Annotated in this window: 19 protein-coding genes; 9 read left to right on the top strand and 10 right to left on the bottom strand. The window is 30.9% G+C overall.

Annotated features, from left to right (window positions below; translation table 11 throughout):
- Positions 1-8: 8 nt before the first annotated feature.
- From L3B98_RS00360 to L3B98_RS00330, 7 genes are all read right to left on the bottom strand, one after another.
- Entirely contained in the window at positions 9-359 is a 351-nt protein-coding gene (locus L3B98_RS00360) for a DUF1667 domain-containing protein (RefSeq protein WP_015390913.1), read from the bottom strand.
- Position 360: 1 nt separating this feature from the next.
- Positions 361-1614, bottom strand: a complete 1254-nt coding sequence (locus L3B98_RS00355; protein WP_015390912.1) for an FAD-dependent oxidoreductase — start codon at positions 1612-1614, stop codon at positions 361-363.
- A 19-nt stretch (positions 1615-1633) separates the two neighbouring features.
- On the bottom strand, positions 1634-3061 hold the full coding sequence (locus L3B98_RS00350; protein ID WP_238915121.1) for an NAD(P)/FAD-dependent oxidoreductase: 1428 nt from the start codon (positions 3059-3061) through the stop codon (positions 1634-1636).
- Positions 3062-3594: 533 nt separating this feature from the next.
- Positions 3595-5094: a glycerol kinase GlpK gene (gene glpK, locus L3B98_RS00345; protein WP_015390910.1), complete on the bottom strand. Its 1500-nt coding sequence runs from the start codon at positions 5092-5094 to the stop codon at positions 3595-3597.
- 202 nt (positions 5095-5296) lie between these two features.
- Entirely contained in the window at positions 5297-5854 is a 558-nt protein-coding gene (locus L3B98_RS00340; protein WP_017810819.1) for a glycerol-3-phosphate responsive antiterminator, read from the bottom strand.
- A 210-nt stretch (positions 5855-6064) separates the two neighbouring features.
- A complete protein-coding gene (locus L3B98_RS00335) occupies positions 6065-6769 on the bottom strand; it encodes an MIP/aquaporin family protein (protein WP_238915120.1) in 705 nt (234 codons plus the stop codon).
- Between the two features lie 656 nt (positions 6770-7425).
- Complete coding sequence (locus L3B98_RS00330) at positions 7426-9084, bottom strand: nucleoside kinase (protein ID WP_238915119.1); 1659 nt, start codon at positions 9082-9084, stop codon at positions 7426-7428.
- A gap of 260 nt (positions 9085-9344) precedes the next feature.
- Between L3B98_RS00330 and L3B98_RS00325 the strand changes: the two genes are divergently transcribed.
- The 9 genes from L3B98_RS00325 to argF all read left to right on the top strand — a co-directional run bounded on the left by L3B98_RS00325 (position 9345) and on the right by argF (position 19232).
- Positions 9345-10049, top strand: coding sequence for a DUF421 domain-containing protein (locus L3B98_RS00325; RefSeq protein ID WP_015390906.1), 705 nt, complete (start codon positions 9345-9347; stop codon positions 10047-10049).
- Positions 10046-10426: a DUF4363 family protein gene (locus L3B98_RS00320; protein WP_015390905.1), complete on the top strand. Its 381-nt coding sequence runs from the start codon at positions 10046-10048 to the stop codon at positions 10424-10426. The genes L3B98_RS00325 and L3B98_RS00320 overlap by 4 nt, the downstream gene beginning before the upstream one ends.
- A 287-nt stretch (positions 10427-10713) precedes the next feature.
- Positions 10714-11937, top strand: coding sequence for an argininosuccinate synthase (locus tag L3B98_RS00315; RefSeq protein ID WP_015390904.1), 1224 nt, complete (start codon positions 10714-10716; stop codon positions 11935-11937).
- Entirely contained in the window at positions 11937-13331 is a 1395-nt protein-coding gene (argH, locus tag L3B98_RS00310) for an argininosuccinate lyase (RefSeq protein WP_238915118.1), read from the top strand. Before L3B98_RS00315 ends, argH begins: the two co-directional genes overlap by 1 nt.
- 309 nt (positions 13332-13640) lie before the next feature.
- Complete coding sequence (gene argC, locus L3B98_RS00305; protein WP_238915117.1) at positions 13641-14675, top strand: N-acetyl-gamma-glutamyl-phosphate reductase; 1035 nt, start codon at positions 13641-13643, stop codon at positions 14673-14675.
- A 36-nt stretch (positions 14676-14711) separates the two neighbouring features.
- On the top strand, positions 14712-15935 hold the full coding sequence (gene argJ, locus L3B98_RS00300; RefSeq protein WP_238915116.1) for a bifunctional glutamate N-acetyltransferase/amino-acid acetyltransferase ArgJ: 1224 nt from the start codon (positions 14712-14714) through the stop codon (positions 15933-15935).
- 114 nt (positions 15936-16049) lie between these two features.
- The gene (gene argB, locus L3B98_RS00295) at positions 16050-16904 is read left to right on the top strand and encodes an acetylglutamate kinase (protein ID WP_077360600.1); all 855 of its coding nucleotides are present in this window, start codon (positions 16050-16052) and stop codon (positions 16902-16904) included.
- Between the two features lie 200 nt (positions 16905-17104).
- Complete coding sequence (locus L3B98_RS00290) at positions 17105-18289, top strand: aspartate aminotransferase family protein (RefSeq protein WP_238915115.1); 1185 nt, start codon at positions 17105-17107, stop codon at positions 18287-18289.
- Positions 18290-18311: 22 nt separating this feature from the next.
- Positions 18312-19232, top strand: coding sequence for an ornithine carbamoyltransferase (gene argF / locus L3B98_RS00285; RefSeq protein ID WP_238915114.1), 921 nt, complete (start codon positions 18312-18314; stop codon positions 19230-19232).
- Between the two features lie 427 nt (positions 19233-19659).
- Here argF and L3B98_RS00280 read toward each other — a convergent pair whose 3' ends face one another.
- The 3 genes from L3B98_RS00280 to L3B98_RS00270 all read right to left on the bottom strand — a co-directional run bounded on the left by L3B98_RS00280 (position 19660) and on the right by L3B98_RS00270 (position 21617).
- The gene (locus L3B98_RS00280; protein WP_238915113.1) at positions 19660-20694 is read right to left on the bottom strand and encodes a GH25 family lysozyme; all 1035 of its coding nucleotides are present in this window, start codon (positions 20692-20694) and stop codon (positions 19660-19662) included.
- A 191-nt stretch (positions 20695-20885) separates the two neighbouring features.
- Complete coding sequence (locus L3B98_RS00275) at positions 20886-21296, bottom strand: hypothetical protein (protein ID WP_238915112.1); 411 nt, start codon at positions 21294-21296, stop codon at positions 20886-20888.
- 90 nt (positions 21297-21386) lie between these two features.
- On the bottom strand, positions 21387-21617 hold the full coding sequence (locus L3B98_RS00270; RefSeq protein WP_077360590.1) for a hemolysin XhlA family protein: 231 nt from the start codon (positions 21615-21617) through the stop codon (positions 21387-21389).
- Positions 21618-21631 lie beyond the last annotated feature (14 nt).

Genomic DNA, 21631 nt, shown 5'->3' with positions numbered 1-21631 from the left:
TATTTCAATTATTTATATACATTTTTTGTTGCAACAACATTAACACCAGTTTCAAGTATATTATTAACTACTATATCTCCTATCATAACAGGCGCTTTTATAGTAATATTGTTAATTTCCTCCATACACTTCATAATAAGTCCTTTTGGTATTGCCTTTTCAGTTTTTACTGGAACAACAGGCACTTCTCCTCCACTAACCTTAACTGTTGAGGTTACTATTCTAACTGGATTTGTTACTTCATTAATTCCGTATTCTGCTCCTTTAGGACAGCTATTTCCGCTGACTGTTAATTTCTCTTCATCAACTTTTAAATGACACCCCTTTGGGCAGCTTATGCATATTAATTCTCTTTCCATTCTATTCACCGTCCTCTAATGATATTGTAATATCATTATTAATTTTATCTAATAATACCTTACTCAAAACTACTTTTTCCATTTCTGATGGTGCTAAATGAGCTCTCTTAAATCTAGCTACAACTTCATCACCACTTCTAACTACTAAAGCCTTATCGTGATATATGTTATTTACTCTCATAAATATAGTTAATTTGTCTTGAACATCTTCTTTATTTAATCTTTGTGGAACTGTGTAATTAACATTTTGTCCATTTTTTATATTTACATATTTATCTTTTTTAAGTTCATTTTTAATATATCTAGCTGCTGAAATACCTGTACGCTTTGATTCTTCTGTTACAAAATCAACTAAATCATGAACATGAACAACATTACCACATGCAAAAATTCCATCTACAGATGTTTCCATACTTTCACTAACCATCAAACCATTTGTTCTTCTATCTGGTTCAATACCTGCATTAAAGGATATATCATTTTCAGGAATCAATCCAACTGATAATAGCAAGGTATCTGCCTCAAATTCTATTTCAGTTCCCTTAATAGGTTTTCTATCTTCCCCTACTTTTGCTATTACAACTTTTTCAACTCTATCTTTTCCTACAATATCTGTAACTGTATGTGATAAGTATAATGGAATATCATAATCATTTAAACATTGAACTATATTTCTATTTAAACCATTAGAATATGGACATAGTTCAACAACTGCTTTAACCTTTGCTCCTTCAAGAGTCATTCTTCTTGCCATTATAAGACCAATGTCTCCTGATCCTAAAATAACAACTTCTTTCCCTGGCATATATCCTTCTACATTAATATATCTTTGAGCTGCACCTGCACTAAATACACCTGCTGGTCTATCTCCTGGTATATTTATAGCTCCTCTAGTTCTTTCCCTGCATCCCATTGAAAGAATTACAGCTTTAGCTTCAAGCTCCATATATCCTTCTTCTGAATTTATAGCATAAACTTTTTTATCTTTAGATATTTCTAAAACCATAGTATTTAACTTAACTTCTATGTCCGTATCTTTCACCATATCAATAAATCTGCTTGCATATTCTGGGCCTGTAAGTTCTTCTTTAAATGTATGAAGTCCAAATCCATTATGAATACATTGATTTAATATTCCACCTAATTCATTATCTCTTTCTAAAATTAATATCTTTTTTATTCCATTATTATATGCCTCATATGCTGCGGCAAGGCCTGCTGGTCCTCCACCTACTACAATTAATTCATAACTCATAATACTATACCTCGCCCTTCTACTTAGTTTTTCCTAATAAAATATAAGAATTATCTTTTTCTAAGACAACACTTTCTAGTGAAACCTTATACTCTCTTGCAATTATTTCTTGAACTCTTGGTCCACAGAAGCCACCTTGGCATCTTCCCATTCCAGGTCTGCATCTTCTCTTTATACCATCTAAAGAAAGGACTCCAAAACTTCTCTTTATTGCATCTACAATTTCACCTTCTGTTATACTTTCACATCTACAGATCATTCTTCCGTATTGTGGATTTTTCTTGATTAACTCAGCCTTTTCTTGTGCTGGTAATTCCATAAAATGAACTTGTTCTCTATTTGCTATGAAGTTTTCTTTCTTTTCTAATTTACAACCTGCTTTTTCTAATATATCCACTACGCCTAAAGCTATAGCTGGTGCTGATGAAAGACCTGGCGACTTCATTCCTGCTACATCAATAAAGCCTTTAACTCCATCATTTTCTTCAACTATAAAATCCCCTGTATCTGGATTTGCACGAAGACCAGCAAAATTTCTTATACTTTCTCTAAAATTAACTTTCGTAGTTGTACGCATTGAAGTTTCTCTTATTGAATCTAAACCTTCTCCAACAGTTCCTAAATCTTCTTTATCGTCTATATCTCTAGCATCTGGTCCAATTAATAAATTTCCGTGTACTGTTGGCGTTACTAAAACACCTTTTCCTAGTTTTGATGGACATTGGAATATTGTATGACTAACTACATTTCCCTGACTCTTGTCCATTATGAAGTATTCACCACTTCTTGGAATTATCTTAAAGCTTTCTTTACAAATTAAATTATGAATTTTATCTGCATAAAGTCCAGCAGCATTTATAACATATTTTGCTTCAATAACTTCCCCATCTTGAGTTGCAATCCTAAAAGTGTCACCTTTTTCTATTGAAACAACTTCTTTTTTCAATTTGATTTCTCCACCATTTTGAACTGCATTTTCAGCTAGTGCAATTGTATATTCAAAAGGTCCAACTATACCACCAGTTGGTGCATATAATGCTCCTTTAATTTCTTCATTAAGATTTGGTTCCATTTCTAAAACTTCAGCTTTGCTTAATATTTTTAAGCCTTTTACACCTATCTTACATCCATTTTCATAAAGTTCTTTAACAGTTTGCATATCTTCTTCATCAAAAGCTAAAATTAACGATCCATTTCTTTTAAATGGTACACTCAATTCTTTACATAAATCTTCAAACATTTCATTTCCAGCTACATTGTACTTTGCCATCAAAGTACCTTCTTTAGGATCATATCCAGCATGTACTATTGCTGAATTTGCTTTACTTGTTCCCATTGAAACGTCGTTTTCTTTTTCTAAAACAACCACCTTTAAATTATATTTAGTTAATTCTCTAAATATCGAGTTTCCAAGAACTCCTGCTCCAATTATTGCTACATCATACATATTATATCCCCCTTGTATTCAGTTAACAGTTTATGCCCTTTAGGGTACCCTGTGGGCAATTTACAGTTAACAGTTTTTTTGGATGACAGATCCAAGGAGAAAGTTCGTGTTTCCAAATGTAAAAGCTCCAAATGAGAAAGTTCATGTTTCCAAATGTAAAATTTGGACATTCACTTTTTCAACACTTACTTTTTGGACATTTACTTTTCCTGCGGAATGTCTTTAAATTTATATTTTACTTTTTCTTGGCATTAAAAAAAGCCAAGCTAAAAACGGGCGAAAAAATCACCGATGTTTTTATGCTTGACTCTAAATTCTCTAAGCATTTATATTCAATTTACATTCAAATTATATCATGTAATTGTATACCTGTCTAGTCCTAATAAACTTTTCTAGACTTAAATAAACAATTTTCAACAAAGCTTATTATACAATTCTCTTTTTACCAGCTGCGCAATTCACTTCATAAATTAATAAATGAGTAAGGAATCCGCAAGGATCCCCTCAACTGTAAATTGTGCACTGTAAACAGCCTATTCTTCTTCCCAGCCTTCAGCTCTCTTAACAGCCTTCTTCCAACCTTTATATAATTTTTCTTTTTTCTCTTCTTCTAAATTTGGAGTATAAGCTTGGCTTACTGCCCATTTTTCAGCAATCTCTTCTTTTGATTCCCAGAAACCTACTGCAAGACCTGCTAAATATGCTGCCCCAAGAGCTGTTGTTTCAGTTATTATAGGTCTTACAACTTCTGCCCCTGTAATATCTGCTTGGAATTGCATTAATAAATTATTTCTACTAGCGCCTCCATCAACTTTAAGTCTTGTAAGCTTACATCCTGAATCTTCCTGCATTGCATCTATAAGATCTCTTGATTGATATGCAATAGATTCAAGAGCTGCTCTAATTATATGATTTCTATTAGCTCCTCTTGTTAATCCTAAAATAGCGCCTCTTGCATACATATCCCAATACGGAGCACCAAGTCCAGTAAAGGCTGGAACAACATATACTCCCCCATTATCTTCTACCTTTTGAGCAAAGTATTCTGTATCTGCTGCATCGTTAACTAATCTAAGTTCATCTCTAATCCATTGGATAACAGCTCCCCCAACAAATACTGAACCTTCTAACGCATATTGAACCTTTCCATCTAAACCAATTGCAATAGTAGTTACTAAGCCATTTTTACTTTGGATCATCTTTTCTCCTGTGTTCATAAGTAAGAAGCAACCTGTTCCATAGGTATTTTTAACGCTTCCTTCTTCAAAACAAGTTTGTCCAAATAGAGCACATTGTTGATCTCCTGCCATACCAGCTATAGGAACTCTAACTCCACCTGTTCCACCAAGATTTGTATATCCATAAACTTCTGAAGAGTTCTTAACTTCTGGTAACATTGATTTTGGAATATTAAGCTTTTCTAATATTTTTTCGTCCCATTTTAATTCTTTTATATTATAAAGCATTGTTCTAGATGCATTTGTATAATCAGTTACATGAACTTTACCATTTGTAAGCTTCCAAACAAGCCAAGTATCAACTGTACCAAATAACAATTCACCTTTTTCTGCTCTTTCTCTAGCACCTTCTACATTATCTAAAATCCATTTAATCTTAGTTCCTGAAAAATATGCATCTAATAATAATCCTGTATTTTCTTTTACATAAGTATTGAATTCTTCGTCCTTTTTAAGTTCTTCTACTATAGCAGCAGTTCTTCTACATTGCCATACTATTGCATTATATACAGGTTCCCCAGTATTTCTATCCCAAACTATTGTTGTTTCTCTTTGATTTGTAATTCCTATTGCTGCTATTTCATCTTGATTAACACTTGTTTTAGCCATAACTTCTTGCAATACGCCATATTGGCTTGCCCATATTTCTAACGGATTGTGTTCTACCCAACCTTGTTTAGGATAAATTTGAGTGAATTCCTTTTGACTTACTCCTAATATATTTTGATCTTTATCAAAAACTATTGCTCTTGAACTTGTAGTTCCTTGATCTAGTGCTATAACATATTTTTTCATTAAAATGCCCTTCTTTCTACTTAATATATTTTTCAAATTATAAATTTCCAAAATTATAGCCACATAAAACCTTCACCCATACAATAGTAATAGTATATTTTTCATCAATTACCATGTACAAATTTAAAATTCACTTAGTTAAACAAACTGTTTTCTAAATAAATTTAGTTTTATGTGGCTCTATTCTCTAATTCTCTATAGCCTACATTTCCCAAATTTCCTTTTTAGTTGTAGATACACAGGTAGCTCCTGAATTTAAAGCTTGTATTACCTCTTCTTTAGTTTCAATTAATCCTCCAGCTACAACTGGCTTATTACAATGATCTGCAATAATACCAAGCACTTTAGGAATTATTCCTGGTAATACTTCTACTGCATCACATTCAGAAATCATATGATTTTTAACATTATTTAGCGATAGTGTATCAAAGACAAACACTCTTTGAACTCCTAATAAATTGTATTTTTTAGCTAGTTTTACCACTTGTGGTTTTGTGCTAATTATTCCACTAAATTTTGTTTCTTCTTTTATATATCTTATTACTACTTCTTTATTAGTAAATCCTTCAACCAAATCTATATGAATTATTCCTATTTTATTCTTAGATGCTATAACATTACTTATCTCTTTCACATTCATTACATCTCCAAATAAAACAAATATAATTTCAGCCTCTGAATTTACTGCTAATTCTAATTGTTCTTCATTTTTTACTGCTGCTATAACCGGATTTTTTTCTAACAAGTCTTTAATATTCATACGTACTCCTATGTAATTGTTTTCTTTACATTTTAGTATTACATAATTATTATCTAGTGTCAAACTTAACTCCTAAATATTATAAAATCTAGTAAACACTTAATTTTTTTATCTATCAAGATATAACATTTAGAATATTTTTTCTAAAATATAGAGCTTTTATCATACATTTATCTTTTACTTAATTATTAAAACTATGAGCTTTATAAATTACATAATCATTGTATAACATACTGCACCTAAAACAGCACCTATTATTGGAGCAATTACTGGAATCCATGAATATCCCCAGTCTGAATCTCCTTTTCCTGGTATAGGTAATACTGCATGTGCAATTCTTGGCGCTAAATCTCTAGCTGGATTTATTGCATATCCTGTTGTTCCTCCTAAACTTAAACCAATTGCCCAAATAAGGAATCCTACAAACAATGTTCCTATTCCATTAGTTAAGTTTTGTGCACCAATTCCTAAAATCCCAAATACTAATACAAATGTTCCTATAACTTCACATATAAAATTAATTCCTGTATTTCTTATAGCTGGTCCAGTACAAAATACGGCAAGTTTATCGCCTTGACTATCAGTACATTTAAAATGATCATAATTAAAAATAAATACTAGCACAGCTCCTAAAAAGCCACCAATAAATTGTCCTGCTAAATAGATAGGAACTTGAGCCCAAGCCACTTTTCCTATTGTAGCAAGTGCAATTGTAAGTGCTGGATTAAAATGTGCACCACTATAGCTTCCAAAAATCAATGCTGGAACTGCTACTGCAAATGCCCATCCTGTTGTTATTACCATCCATCCTGAACCGTATCCTTTTGAATTCTTTAATACCACATTTGCAACAACGCCATCTCCCAACAAGATAAGTAATAAAGTACCTACTAATTCTGCTAAAAAAATTGTCATATTATTTTTCCCCTTTCGAACTACACAGTATTATTTTTTTGTATTAATTATTTTCAAGCATTAGATTAAGCCATTTTATAATTTATTCAGTATATCTGACTTTCTCTAACATTACTGTGCCCCAATCCACTTTACCCTTTCTTAAAGAACTTTTTTGCTTAACTTGTACCTCCCCGCCTCCTTGCCATATTTAAAGAAAACAAAATACCCTTTAATTATCAATATAAATGCTTTTTTATTTGTAAAAACTAAGGCAGAACTATCAGTGTATTCCTTAATTTTTTCCACAACAATAGCCACATAAAACATACTCATACTTTAATAAAATATACATTTAAATATACCTTAAAATATAAGTTAATTTACTTAGTTCTAAGTAAATTTAGTTTTATGTGGCTGTATTCTCTCATTCTCTATAGCCTACATTTATTTTGATTTGCGTCAGCTTCCAAATGTAATTGTTTTCTTAACAATTTTAGTATCACATATTTATTTTTAAGTGTCAAGTTTAGTTAATTATATAACGATTTAAATTCAATGAATACTAATTCGTAGCCCCCTAAACTCTTTTCAAATATACAAAAAATTATTAAAATTATTTTTTATTGTTGCTTATATAACTATTAATTGTTAATTACATAACAAGTTCATATTTCTTAATATTCATAGAAAATAGATCCTCCAATAAATTCTCTTAACAAAGAATTTTTAGGCACTTCCTCTATATCAATTTCATTAAAGAAACTCAAAAACGCTTTTAATCTTATTGCTTCAGAATATACTGGACTTTCTTCAGTTATTTTATTTAGTTCCTTTAAAGCATATGGTTTCAACACTCCAAGTTCATAAACTAAAGTTGAATTAAATGCAACATCTGCTTCTTCTTGATAAACAAATATATTTTTTCTTTCCCCTCTTTTAATTGAATCCCACATTTTTAAAGTTGATTCTGCATCATAGCCCCTTGATAAGGAATCTCTTACAATTCTTCTTACTTTTCTAACATCTGTTGTAGAAATTCTATTGTGATTATCAATATTTAATTGAGTTAATGCTGATATATATATTTTAAACACATTGCTATTTAGTCTATTAGAAATCAATTTTGGATTCAAACCATGAATCCCTTCTAAAAGCAAAACTCCATTTTTAGGTAGCTTAACTTTATAACCATTCCATTCCTTTTCTCCTTTTTTAAAATTATAAATCGGAAGTTCCACTTCTTCTCCACTCATTAAGGCTTCTAAATTCTCGTTTAATAATTTCAAATCCAATGCATCAATTGTTTCAAAATCATATTCGCCATTTTCATCCTTAGGAGTATCGACACGATTTACAAAATAATTATCTAAAGATAATGGCATAGGAATTAATCCATTAACCCTAAGTTGTACACTCAATCTATTGGCAAAAGTAGTTTTGCCAGAAGAAGATGGACCTGCTATAAGAATAATCTTAACATCTTTTCTATTTAAAATTTCATCGGCAATATTCGCAATTTTCTTTTCATGAAGTCCCTCTGAAACCATAATTATATTTATCAATTCATTATTAAGTATTCTTTCATTTAAACTTCCCACATCTTCAATTCCAAGTATGTTAAGCCATCTCTCAGTTTCAATAAAAATTTTAGTAAGACTTTTTTGTTCTACAAATTCAGCAAGTTCACTTAGATTTCTTCTCTTTGGCCTTTGCAATATAAAACCTGATTCATACTTAAATACATCAAAAAGTTTAATTATACTTGTAGAATACCCCATATGTCCATAAAAATAATCATATCTGCCTTCAAGTTCATATAAATGAACATATTTTATATTGTAATATTTTAAAAGCTTAACTTTATCATACATATTATATTTTTCAAATATTTTAATAGCCTCTTCTTTTGATGTCCTAATACTCTTTATTGGTACATTTCTGCTTATAAGCTCCTGCATTTTTACTTTAATCTTATCAATATCGCCCTTACTCAAAGGTGTCTCTTTATTTACTTCCCCATATACCGCACCACTTATAGAATGTTGTATTGTTATCTTTGAATCTGGAAATAAATCCAAAGCTGCTTTTATAAAGATAAATTGTAAGGTTCTAGTATAAATCTTAATGCCAAGTTCTGTATCAAACCCAATAAGTTCAACTTCTCCATCGTCTTCTATTATTTCAGTTAATTCATGATACTTCCCATTTAATTTGCATATTGCAACTTCATCAATTCTATCTTTACAATTACTAATTATCAATTCATAAAATGTTAATCCTTTTTCAGCCTTGATAGTATAATCTTTAAAATTCAACCCATTTTTATTCTCCATATAAATTGCCCTTTCTTTCCAATAATATTAAGTAATCCTCTGAAATCAACCTTCACTAAAAGTATTTACCGAATCACCCATTATTTCTAAATATATACTCAATTAATTTAATTTCTTCAAATTTAATAAAATACTCCAATTATATTATATACATTTTTTCTACAAAAGATAAACGAATTTTTTGAATACAGAATAAAACACCAAATACAAATGAATATAAATTTTATTTTTGTAGATATTATTTGGAGAGGTGTTTTTTTATGTTTGTAATATCAATTAGAACTGCAATTTTATATCTATTAGTTGTTCTTACAATGAGATTAATGGGAAAAAGGCAAATCGGCGAACTCCAACCCTATGAATTTGTAATAACTATTATGATTTCTGATTTAGCCTCCTTACCAATGCAGGATACAAGGCTTCCTTTGCTATTAGGAATTATTCCAATAATAACTTTATTATTTTTAAAAACAATATTAACTCAAATTGTATTAAAATTTCAATCCACTAGAAAATTTGTAGATGGCGAACCCTGCATATTAATCAATAAAGGCAAAATAAATTATTCAACCCTAAAAAAGCAACAATTAAATATTGATGAATTATTAGAAGAGTTACGTCTTGCAAATTATTTTAATCTTGATGAAATTCAATATGCAATTTTAGAAAATGATGGTCAGATATCTATACTACCGATGAATTATAATTCTACTAAAAAAACAATTTCAAACTCTGAAAATACTTCAAAAAATACTGAAGCTAAATTGCCTAAAGTATTAATTTCCGATGGCAAAATAAATAAAAACTCCTTAACTTGTATGGATAAAGATGAAAAATGGATACTAAATTTACTTGAAAAACATAATATTTCATCAATAAAACATGTTCTTATAGCCTTATATGATACTGAAGGTAAATTCAAATATCAGCTTTTTGATAAATATGAAAAGGAGTATATGAAATGAGGAATGCATTATTGTCAATACTTATATTTATATTCACCATGTTTTGTGTATACATTTTAAATAGCTCCATTCTTGCTTTATGTGATGATATAAAACTTGAAACTGAAAATATAGAATTAGAAATTACAGCTGGAGAATATGAAGAAGCCTATGATAAATCTCTTCAATTATTAAATCTAATCGGAGAAAAAAATCTATTAACATCTATTTATCTTAGCCATCAAGAGTTCGATAATTTATTAAATGAAGCAGTAAAATTATCTACATACCTAGTTCATGGCGATGAAATTGAGGCTCACGCCTCTTTACATTTACTCAAACACAATACAGAGCATCTAAAGAAATTGCAAATACCAAGTCTGGAAAATATTCTTTAAATTAATAATTCACTTTGCTTGTCCTTTTTATATAATTATGCATATCACTTGCATAGTTATACATAATAATTTTTCATGCATAAAATCATAGTTTTATGCATCCTTTCTATTCTTTTTCTGTATATTATTTAAAATTTCATGAATAATATTATATTTTTCCCTTGATTATTATTCATTACAATTGTATAATTATAAACAGAGACAAGTTAGAAATTTCTTTTATATATCTTCCATTATTAAGTATATGAATGAATTAAATACATTTTATCATTGAGGAGGGCTATTAAATGGCAAAGTATAACAAAGTAGTATTAGCATATTCAGGAGGTTTAGATACATCAATCATTATTCCATGGCTTAAGGAGAATTACGGATGTGAAGTAATTGCTGTATGTGGTAATGTTGGTCAAAAAGATGAACTAGATGGTTTAGAAGAAAAAGCAATAAAAACAGGAGCATCAAAATTATATATAGAAGATTTAACTCAAGAATTTGTTGATGATTATATCTTCCCTACTATTCAAGCTGGTGCTATCTACGAAGGTAAATATCTTCTTGGTACATCCTTTGCAAGACCATTGATCGGAAAAAGATTAGTTGAAATAGCTAAAAAAGAAGGCGCAGATGCAATTTGTCACGGATGTACTGGTAAAGGAAATGACCAAGTAAGATTTGAAATGGCTGTTAAAGCTTTTGCACCTGAAATGGCAATAATTGCTCCATGGAGAATTTGGGACATCAAATCAAGAGAAGATGAAATAGATTATGCAGAAGCAAAAAATATTCCATTAAAAATCAATCGTGAAACAAACTACAGCAAAGATAAAAACATCTGGCATTTAAGTCATGAAGGTTTAGATTTAGAATTTCCTGAAAATGAGCCTCAATATGATAAGATTTTAGAACTTTGTAAGACTTTAGAAGCTGCACCAAATGAAGCTACTTATATTACATTAACTTTTGAAAAAGGTATTGCAGTTGCTTTAAATGGCAAAAAGATGAACAGCGTTGAATTATTAGATGAATTAAATAAAATAGGCGGAGAAAACGCTATTGGTATTACTGACATGGTAGAAAACAGACTTGTTGGTATGAAATCAAGAGGAGTATACGAAACTCCAGGTGGAACTATTCTTTACAAGGCTCATAAAGATTTAGAAGAACTTTGCTTAGATAAAGAAACAGCTCATTATAAAGAACAAATAGCATTAAAATTTGCTGATTTAGTTTATAATGGCCAATGGTTTACTCCACTTAGAGAAGCATTATATGAATTTGTTAAAAAGACTCAAGAAACAGTTACAGGAGAAATCAAATTAAAATTGTATAAAGGAAACCTTGTAAATGCTGGTATGACTTCTCCTTACTCATTATATAGCGAAGAATATGCAACTTTTGGAGAAGATGGCGTATATGATCAAAAAGATTCAGCTGGATTCATAAATCTATTTGGTCTACCAACAGTGGTAAATGCTAAAATGAAAGAAAAAATAAAGAAAGAGGAGATATAATGAAGCTTTGGGGCGGACGATTTAAAAAAGGTACAGATAAATTAGTTAATGATTTCAATTCTTCTATTAATGTAGATTCAAGAATGTTTAAAGAAGATATCGAAGGAAGTCTCGCTCATGCATCAATGCTTGGAAACCAAAACATAATTTCCAAGGAGGCTAGTGATAGAATTACTTCTGGCCTTCTTGAAATACTAAAGAGAATGGAAAATGGAGTTATTGAAGTGGATGAAACTTCAGAGGATATTCATAGTTTCATTGAAGGTACTTTAACCTATTACATTGGAGAATATGGAAAAATGCTTCACACTGGAAGAAGCAGAAATGACCAAGTTACCTTAGATTTAAGATTACATTTAAAGAAAGCAATTGTAGGAATAAATGAGGATATATTAGCTTTAGAAGAAGTTCTTCTAGAAAAAGCTAAAGAAAATATAGATACAATAATGCCTGGATATACGCATATGCAAAAGGCTCAGCCAATTACCTTTGCTCATCATCTTTTAGCTTATGCTGAAATGTTTAAAAGAGATATAGGAAGATTATCCGACTGTTATAAACGTGTTGATGAAATGCCTCTAGGCTCTGGAGCCTTAGCTACTTCTACTTACCCAATAGATAGAGAAGCTGTAGCCCGTGATCTTGGTTTTTCAAAGGTTACCTTAAACAGTTTAGATTCTGTTTCTGATAGAGATTACGTTATTGAAACACTTTCGTGTCTTTCAATGATAATGATGCATTTATCAAGATTTTCAGAAGAAGTTATTCTTTGGTGCACAAATGAGTTTAGTTTTGTTGAACTTGATGATGCTTACAGTACTGGTAGCAGCATTATGCCACAAAAGAAAAATCCTGATGTGGCTGAATTAGTTAGAGGTAAAACTGGAAGAGTTTACGGGGACCTTATGACATTACTTACTGTAATGAAAGGAATCCCTCTTGCTTATAATAAAGATATGCAAGAAGATAAAGAAGCTCTTTTCGATGGAATAGATACTGTTACTCTTTCACTTAAAACTTTCTGTGGAATGATTAAAACTATGAAGGTAAAGAAAGAAAACATGAGAAAAGGTGCAGGCCTTGGCTTTACAAACGCTACAGATGTAGCTGATTACCTAGTTAAAAAAGGAATGGCATTTAGAAATGCACATGAAGTAGTTGGAGAAATAGTTCTAACCTGCATAAAAGAAAATAAAATGATTGAAGAATTATCTCTCGAAGAACTTAAAGTCTTCTCTCCTATTTTCGAAGAAGATATTTATCATGCTATAGATTTATTAACTTGTGTAGAAGAACGTAAAGTTATCGGTGGACCTTCTACAGAATCAGTTAAAATGCAAATCACAGCACTTGAAACTTTTATCGAAACAACAAAAGCAATGATCAATGCTTAATTATGAATTAATTATTTTTTATTTATGAACAGAGAACAATTAATTATAATTTATTGATCAACAGATAACTCAGAAAACAATTATTTATTGTAAAAAAACTCAGCGGTTAACAGTTAAGGAAAGATGCTTGTTTCTATAGCTTTTTCCATAGCTGTTAACTGTAATTATTAGTAATAAGCAACAAACTACAAACAATAAAAGCAATAATATTAATAAATTCAGAAATACCAACAGCCTACAACCAGCTTCACTACTCAACTGTGAACTGTAAATTGTTAACTGTAAACTGAACAAACGGGGGTTAAATATATGACTAAGATCGGAATTATTGGTGCTACAGGATATGTTGGCGCCGAACTTTTAAGATTATTACTATCTCATCCTAAAGTTGAAATTGCTGCTTTAAGCTCAGTTTCCTTTGAAGGACAAGAGATTAGTAATGTATATAAAAACTTTTTAAATAAAACAAATTTAGTTTGTGAAACTGCAGAAGATGTTATAAAAAAATCTGATGTAATTTTCACAGCTTTACCTCATGGCTTAAGTGAGGATATTGCCAAAAAAGCAATTGACAGCAATAAGATTTGTATTGATATGGGTGCTGATTTTAGATTATCTAACGAAGAAGAATATGAGCTATGGTATGGTAAAAAATTCACTCAGCCAGAAATTCATGCAAACAGTATTTATGGTCTTCCAGAATTAAATAGAGCAAAAATTAAAGAATGTTCTTTAATTGCTAACCCTGGCTGTTATCCAACAACTATTGAACTTGGATTAATGCCACTGCTTAAAAATTCTTTAATAAAATTAGATAATATCATTTGTGATTCTAAATCTGGAACTACTGGTGCTGGAAGAGGTTTAACCTTAAATACTCATTTCCCAGAAGAAAATGAGACCTTTGCACCTTATAAAGTTGGAGCTCATAGACATACTCCTGAAATTGAAGAAACTTTATCTGCTATGGCAAAGGAAAAAGTAAATGTGACTTTTACACCTCACTTACTTCCAATTAACAGGGGTATTCTTTCTACCATCTACTGCTCTACTAAAGATACTGTTAATCTTGACGAAATTCATAAACTATATGTAGCTGCTTATAAAGATGAACCTTTTGTTAATGTTTTACCACTTGGGGAAATCGCTTCAATAAAAAATGTACGATTAACAAATGATTGTCATATATCACTACATTTAAATCACAGAAAAGATCAAATAATTGTTGTAAGTACAATAGATAACATGGTTAAAGGAGCTGCCGGACAAGCAATTCAAAACATGAATATAATTCTTGGGTTTGAAGAAACAGATGGCTTAAATCTCATAGCTCCAGCCTTTTAACTATAACTACAAATTGATTTAGAGGGGGTTATAAATTTGGATATAACATATATAAATGGTGGAGTTACTGCTCCTAAAGGATTCTTAGCTTCTGGAATACATTGTGGCTTAAAGCCAGGTAGTCTAAAAAAAGATTTGGCTTTAATTTATTCCGAAGTGCCAGCAGCTGCTGCTGGGATGTATACTAAAAATAAAGTTAAAGGTGCTCCAATTTATATTACAAAAGAGCATTTAACTAACAAGAAATCACAAGCAATAATAATAAATAGTGGTAATGCAAATACTTGTACTGGTGATGATGGATTACAAAAAGCTAAAAAAATGGCTTCACTGCAAGCGAAGGAATTAAAATTAAAAACTGATGATGTTTTAGTTGCATCTACTGGGGTAATTGGGGTTCCATTAAATATAGATGCTATAAAAAATGGCATTCCACTACTTACGGAAAATTTATCAATGGAAGGCTCTAACGATGCATCAGAAGCTATTATGACTACTGATACTTTCCAAAAACAATTAGCTTTGGAATTTTATATTGGAGATAAAAAAATAACAATTGGGGCAATGGCAAAGGGTTCTGGAATGATTGAACCCAACATGGGAACAATGCTTTCTTTCATTACTACTGATTTATCTATTTCTCCAGAATTATTGCATGAAGCCTTAAAAGCAACAGTTAATGTGACTTACAATAGAGTAAGCGTTGATGGAGATACAAGCACTAATGATATGGTATTAATATTAGCTAATGGCTCAGCTGAAAATCCAACTATAACTGCAAAGGATGAAAATTATGATGCCTTCTTAAATGCACTTACTGACTTAAGTACAATTATGGCTAAAAATATTGCTAAAGATGGAGAAGGTGCTACTAAATTATTAGAATGTCAAATCTTAGGCGCAAAAAGTGAAAAGGATGCAGTTGTTTTAGGAAAAAGCGTTATTAACTCAAGTTTAGTTAAAACAGCAATGTTTGGAAGCGATGCAAATTGGGGAAGAATTTTATGTGCACTTGGCTATGCAGACATTGATTTTGATACAGAAAAAGTAGATGTTACTTTTGAAAGCTCTGCTGGAACTATAAAAGTTTGCGAAGCAGGAAGTTCTCTACCTTTTGATGAAGACATAGCAAAAAAAGTCTTAAACGAAAAAGAAATTGTTATAAAAGTCAATTTATTTTTAGGTAATCATAGCGCTTACGTTTGGGGTTGTGATTTAAGTTATGAATATGTAAAAATAAATGGAGACTACAGAAGCTAGTGCAGTTAGGAGTTAACAGTTATGAGTTTATTGATGAAATTCCTTCGGAATTTCTCCCAAACTCATAACTCAAAACTCATGACTCTTAACTGAACCAAGATTGGGGGATTTAAATTGGATCATACTGAAAGAGCTGAGATATTAGTTAAAGCTTTGCCTTATATTCAGCAATACTATGGAAAAACAATCGTTGTAAAATATGGTGGAAATGCAATGATAAGCGAAGAACTTCGTGAAACCGTAATAAATGACATCATATTAATGAAATGTGTTGGAATTCAACCAGTTGTTGTACACGGTGGAGGACCTGATATCTCAGATTTATTAAATAGATTAAATCACAAAAGTGAATTTATTAATGGCTTAAGATATACTGATGATACTACTATTGAAGTAGTTCAAATGGTCTTAGGTGGAAAAGTTAATAAAGACTTAGTTTCTTTAATAGGAAAGTTCGGTGGGAAAGCTATTGGTTTATGTGGAATGGATGGCTCTCTTATAAAAGCTAAAAAAATGGAGTCTGATAATGATTTAGGTTATGTTGGTGAAATAACCCAAGTTAATACAGAAATCCTTAAAACTACTATAAACTCGGGATATATACCTGTTGTTGGTAGTGTAGCTTTAGGCGAAACTGATAACAAGGCCTACAATATAAATGCTGATACTTGTGCAGCAAAAATTGCATCTGCTTTGAAAGCTGAAAGATTAATACTTCTTACTGACGTACCTGGAGTAATGAAAGATCCAAAAGATATTTCTTCTCTAATCAGCACATTAAGACTTCACCAAATACCTAAATTATGCCTAGAAGGTGTAATTAAAGGCGGGATGATTCCTAAAATTGATTGTTGTGTTGAGGCAATTAGAATGGGCGTTGAAAAAGCAACTATTCTTGATGGCCGGGTACCTCACTCTCTCCTTCTAGAATTATTCTCACCAGAAGGCATCGGAACAATAATCTACTAAAATGGCTGATAGTTGTAATTCAAAAGAATTTCCTAATTTCACTTTTAATTAAGAATTTTCTCAAAAACTGTTAACTATTAACTATTTTAAGTTCCGTATTGCAGCATAGCTGCTCTCTTTATAGGTGCATACCTGAACTGACAACTGTTAACTCATAACTCTTAACTCATAACTCATAACTGAACAAAAGGGGTGTTTTTATGTCATATAATTTCAATGAAGCAAAAGAACATATTGTAAATAGTTACGGAAGATTAGAGCCTGTAATAAGTCATGGCGAAGGTGTTTATCTTTATGATACAAATAACAATAAATATTTAGATTTCACTAGTGGAATTGGTGTTAGCAGCTTAGGCTATGGCCATGAAAAATGGGTTAAAACTACAAGTAAACAATTAAAAACCCTTGCTCATGCCTCAAATATATTTTACACAGAGCCAAGTGTTAAACTTGCACAAGAATTAACAGATAAAGCTAACATGAGCAAAGTATTTTTTGCAAACTCTGGTGCCGAAGCTAATGAAGGTGCTATTAAGTTAGCAAGAAAATATAGTTATGATAAATATGGTGCTAATAGAAGCAAAGTTCTTACCTTAATTCAATCTTTCCATGGTAGAACTATCACAACCTTAAAAGCAACTGGACAGGAAAAGTTTCATAAGTACTTCTTCCCTTTTACTGAAGGTTTTGATTACGTAAAAGCAAATGACATCCAAGATTTCAAAGATAAACTTTCAGACGATGTTTGTGCAATAATGCTTGAAGCTATTCAAGGAGAAGGCGGAGTTATTCCTTTAGATAAGGATTTTGTTCAAGAATTAGTTGAGATTTGCAAGGAAAAAGACGTTCTTGTAATCTTTGATGAAGTTCAATGTGGTATAGGAAGAACTGGTAAAATGTTTGGTTATAATAATTTTAGTGTCGAAGCTGACATAGTTACCGTTGCTAAAGGACTTGGAGCAGGGCTTCCTATTGGTGGAATTCTTTGTTCAACTAAAGTTGCAGACGTATTTAAACCAGGTGATCACGGATCAACTTTTGGTGCAAATCCTGTAGCTTGTGCTGGTGCATTAGTTGTTTTAGATGAAATTTGCAATGAAAAGTATTTAGAAAAAATAGCTAAAAGAGGCGCTTATGTAAAGGAAATTATAGAAGAAGCCAATAATCCTCAAATTGAAGCAGTTCGTGGTTTTGGATTAATGATTGGAATAAAGGTAAAATGTGAACCTGCATTAGTTCAAAAAGAAGCTATTAAAAAAGGTCTTTTAGTTTTAACAGCTGGAAAAGATGCAGTAAGACTTCTTCCACCACTTGTAATCACTAAAAAAGAATTAAAAGCTGGTATTGATATAATATTAGAAATTTTATCTAACTTAGAAAGTTAGTTTATTGTTCGGAGGCATTTATATGAAAAGAGATTTATTAAAAATAGATGATCTATCTAAAGAAGAAATTTTAGATATTCTAAACTTAGCTGATCAATTAAAGTATGAGCAAAAGCATGGTATAGATCATCCTCACTTAAAGGGAAAAAGCTTAGGAATGATATTCGAAAAAGCATCTACTAGAACTAGAGTATCTTTTGAAGTTGGTATGTATCAATTAGGTGGAAATTCGTTATTTTTAACTGATAAAGATTTACAAATTGGACGTGGCGAACCTATTGAAGATACTGCACGAGTGCTTTCAAGGTTCATTCAAGGTATAATGATAAGAACTTTCTCCCATGAAAAAGCTGAAAAATTGGCCAAATATTCATCAATTCCAATCATCAATGGTTTAACTGATGCTGAACATCCATGTCAAGTATTGGCTGATTTGATGACAATAAGAGAAAATAAAAATATCCTAGAGGGCTTAAAGGTTGCCTATATTGGTGATGGTAATAACATGGCAAACTCTTTAATGATTGGCTGTTTAAAAATTGGAATGAATTTTTCAATCGCCTCTCCTGAAGCTTATACAGTCTCCGAAACATATTTAAATAGGGCTAAGGAACTTGCTTTAAAAGAAGGAGTTACTTTTATAAATACTTCCTCTCCTCTAGAAGCAGCCAAAGATGCTGATGTATTAATCACAGATGTTTGGGCTAGCATGGGACATGAAAAGGAAATTGAAGAAAGAGCTAAAGCTTTTAAAGGGTTCCAAATTAATAAAGAATTATTAGCAGTAGCCGACAGTAACGTAATGGTACTCCATTGCCTACCAGCCCATAGAGGTGAAGAAATTACAGCTGAGGTTTTAGAAGAACATGCAGATTCTATTTTTGACGAATCTGAAAATAGATTACATGCACAAAAAGCTGTACTTGTTAAGTTAATGAAATAATAATAGCAAATAGTACAAACTTATTTTTGAAATTTATCTTATAGATATCCAAAGCGAGAATTAGAATTATGCAGCAATTACTAAATCAGATACATTTATCTTCCACAGGACTAGTGAAATTTTCGCTGGAAGGTTCTAAGTGGAAGGTTGCACCCATTTCTGCATGTTCCTAAAGTAAATTTATGACAAGCAGAAATGAAACAACCTTCCACTAATAACCATCATCAGCTCAATTTCACATGCCTGCTTCCAGAAAAATGTATCAGATTTCTAGTGTAGTGTTGTAATTTTAATTTCTCAAGAGTATATACATATTCCATTTATAAGTTTGAGTATTAATTTGGATATCTATAAAAATAAAGCAAATTAAACTATGCTAAGAATTTTCCTTAGATATTTTAATTTGCTTTTTCTTTAAACTTATATTCTAAGATAGTTTAGTTGCAACACCATTGCTTGAAAAGCTGTAGCCATAAAGTTCACAATCATGAGCCATCATACCATTGGAATACATTAAATAATCTTTACCATCATCATGTATCCAGCCTGTCTGCATAGCTCCAGTGTGATCTAAATAGTACCATTCACCATCTATTTTTTGCCAGCCAGTTTGCATAGCTCCACTTTCATTGAAATAGTACCATTTATTTTCTAAAAGCACCCAGCCTGTTTTCATAGCGCCATCCTCACTGTTGCCCATATAATACCAGTTGATTCCATCTTTCTTCCAATCATAAATCATCCATCCATCCGAATCAAATACATACCATTTACCATTAATCTTTTCCCAGCCGCTCTTGGTATAACTTCCATCTGAATGTTTATACCACCACTTGCCAGTAGGTGCATCTTCTAACCATACACCAGGATTTATTTGATCACTAATTAATGCAGCCTCTGTAAATACATTTATATCACATTTAGAAGCCACCCCATTAATAATGCCTAATTCAGTATATTGATGCCCTATTCTGTTGGCAAAAAAATTATCTGGCAGATTCCAAGGATCATTATTATAATTAGCTTCCCAGAAAGGCATATTTTCAATAGTATCACTAATGTCACTTATATAAGTTAAAAAACTTGTATAGCTATAGATTCCTAATTTCAAAGGACTAATCTGATTAAAAGTACTAATAAATCTAATAACATAATCAGATAAAGCTTCAAAATTTGTCTCTATATCCATCATAGGAACCAAGTCCCATTCATAAGCTTTTATTTTGTTATAGAAATTAGCTGCCTGTGTTTCAGGTGAGCTTGTGCCAACTAAGAAGTGATAGGCTCCAACCTTTAAACCATTATTTTTGCATTCAGTATAAAACTCTTCCATAGTGAGGTCCTGAAAAGTTGTGCCTTCTGTAGCTTTTACATAAACATACTCAACTCCGTCATTTGCTACTTCATTAAAGTTTATTTCCCCATTGTTATTAGATATATCTATTCCTTTTATATTTTTCATTATAATCCACCCCTTTATAAATATATACGTTGTAAAAATACTTATTTATTGCCAATTTCAAAAATCACATTATAATTTGGGCTATAATTGAGAATTGAGTAGTGAGAACTGATAATTTCAATATATAATATGAAAAGTATTTACATATGTTTATCTAAAATTTGAGTTTACAAAGAAAATTTTTCTTTAAGTTAAACTACTGGAAGCGCTGATTTAACATTGTTTAATTCACTTAAAAGATTTTCATTTTGTGCTTTTAAATTAGAATTTTCTTCAGTTAGTTGTTTTATAATTTCTGAATTTTTTATTACCTCTTCCTTGCCTTGATTAATTTCTCCCGCTATAGCTTGTCTTAAATTATCAACATCTTCTTGACTTAATTCTGGGAATTTTTTCAATATAGCTTCATTAAACAAGTCTACCTTTGATTTCAATTTTTCTTCTACAATTGTACTAATTCTAAAATTTTCATCTATCATATACCATATTTGTTTAGCAACCTTGATGTAACTTTCATTCTTTAAAATTAAAGTCTCCACTCCTGCTTTTTCAAACCTAGCTTCTGCTAACTTTATTAAAATTGCTATTAATGCTTTTATCATCTTAAATCCATCCTCTCTAAATTTTGTTATCAGATAAAGAAATGCTACAATCACAGCTCTTTATCTGATAACATTTAAGCTTCTATATTTTTATTTCATCAATTTTTCAATAGAATAAATAAAAAAGCCTACAAACGTTGTTGCTCCAAGTCCAATAAGACCTTTTAGCACACTCGTTAAGGCTTTTAAATTATCACATAAGTTTTTTATTTCTATTTTGAAACTAGCACTATCCTGCTCTAATTTATCTATTCTACAACCATGATTATTTAAGCGATTATCATGAGTTTCTAATTTATCTTTCATTAATTCTTCATTCATAGGCAAAGCCTCCT

Source organism: Clostridium sp. YIM B02555, from assembly GCF_022320955.1.
Taxonomy (GTDB): domain Bacteria; phylum Bacillota; class Clostridia; order Clostridiales; family Clostridiaceae; genus Clostridium; species Clostridium saccharoperbutylacetonicum.
This window is presented reverse-complemented; position numbering and strand designations above follow the sequence as displayed.

What these genes read in the sequence shown, in the direction of transcription:
- L3B98_RS00360 (WP_015390913.1), bottom strand. Translation starts at nt 359, where the DNA reads ATGGAAAGAGAATTAATATGCATAAGCTGCCCAAAGGGGTGTCATTTA.
- L3B98_RS00355 (WP_015390912.1), bottom strand. Translation starts at nt 1,614, where the DNA reads ATGAGTTATGAATTAATTGTAGTAGGTGGAGGACCAGCAGGCCTTGCC.
- L3B98_RS00350 (WP_238915121.1), bottom strand. Translation starts at nt 3,061, where the DNA reads ATGTATGATGTAGCAATAATTGGAGCAGGAGTTCTTGGAAACTCGATA.
- glpK (WP_015390910.1), bottom strand. Translation starts at nt 5,094, where the DNA reads ATGAAAAAATATGTTATAGCACTAGATCAAGGAACTACAAGTTCAAGA.
- L3B98_RS00340 (WP_017810819.1), bottom strand. Translation starts at nt 5,854, where the DNA reads ATGAATATTAAAGACTTGTTAGAAAAAAATCCGGTTATAGCAGCAGTA.
- L3B98_RS00335 (WP_238915120.1), bottom strand. Translation starts at nt 6,769, where the DNA reads ATGACAATTTTTTTAGCAGAATTAGTAGGTACTTTATTACTTATCTTG.
- L3B98_RS00330 (WP_238915119.1), bottom strand. Translation starts at nt 9,084, where the DNA reads ATGGAGAATAAAAATGGGTTGAATTTTAAAGATTATACTATCAAGGCT.
- L3B98_RS00325 (WP_015390906.1), top strand. Translation starts at nt 9,345, where the DNA reads ATGTTTGTAATATCAATTAGAACTGCAATTTTATATCTATTAGTTGTT.
- L3B98_RS00320 (WP_015390905.1), top strand. Translation starts at nt 10,046, where the DNA reads ATGAGGAATGCATTATTGTCAATACTTATATTTATATTCACCATGTTT.
- L3B98_RS00315 (WP_015390904.1), top strand. Translation starts at nt 10,714, where the DNA reads ATGGCAAAGTATAACAAAGTAGTATTAGCATATTCAGGAGGTTTAGAT.
- argH (WP_238915118.1), top strand. Translation starts at nt 11,937, where the DNA reads ATGAAGCTTTGGGGCGGACGATTTAAAAAAGGTACAGATAAATTAGTT.
- argC (WP_238915117.1), top strand. Translation starts at nt 13,641, where the DNA reads ATGACTAAGATCGGAATTATTGGTGCTACAGGATATGTTGGCGCCGAA.
- L3B98_RS00290 (WP_238915115.1), top strand. Translation starts at nt 17,105, where the DNA reads ATGTCATATAATTTCAATGAAGCAAAAGAACATATTGTAAATAGTTAC.
- argF (WP_238915114.1), top strand. Translation starts at nt 18,312, where the DNA reads ATGAAAAGAGATTTATTAAAAATAGATGATCTATCTAAAGAAGAAATT.
- L3B98_RS00280 (WP_238915113.1), bottom strand. Translation starts at nt 20,694, where the DNA reads ATGAAAAATATAAAAGGAATAGATATATCTAATAACAATGGGGAAATA.
- L3B98_RS00275 (WP_238915112.1), bottom strand. Translation starts at nt 21,296, where the DNA reads ATGATAAAAGCATTAATAGCAATTTTAATAAAGTTAGCAGAAGCTAGG.
- L3B98_RS00270 (WP_077360590.1), bottom strand. Translation starts at nt 21,617, where the DNA reads ATGAATGAAGAATTAATGAAAGATAAATTAGAAACTCATGATAATCGC.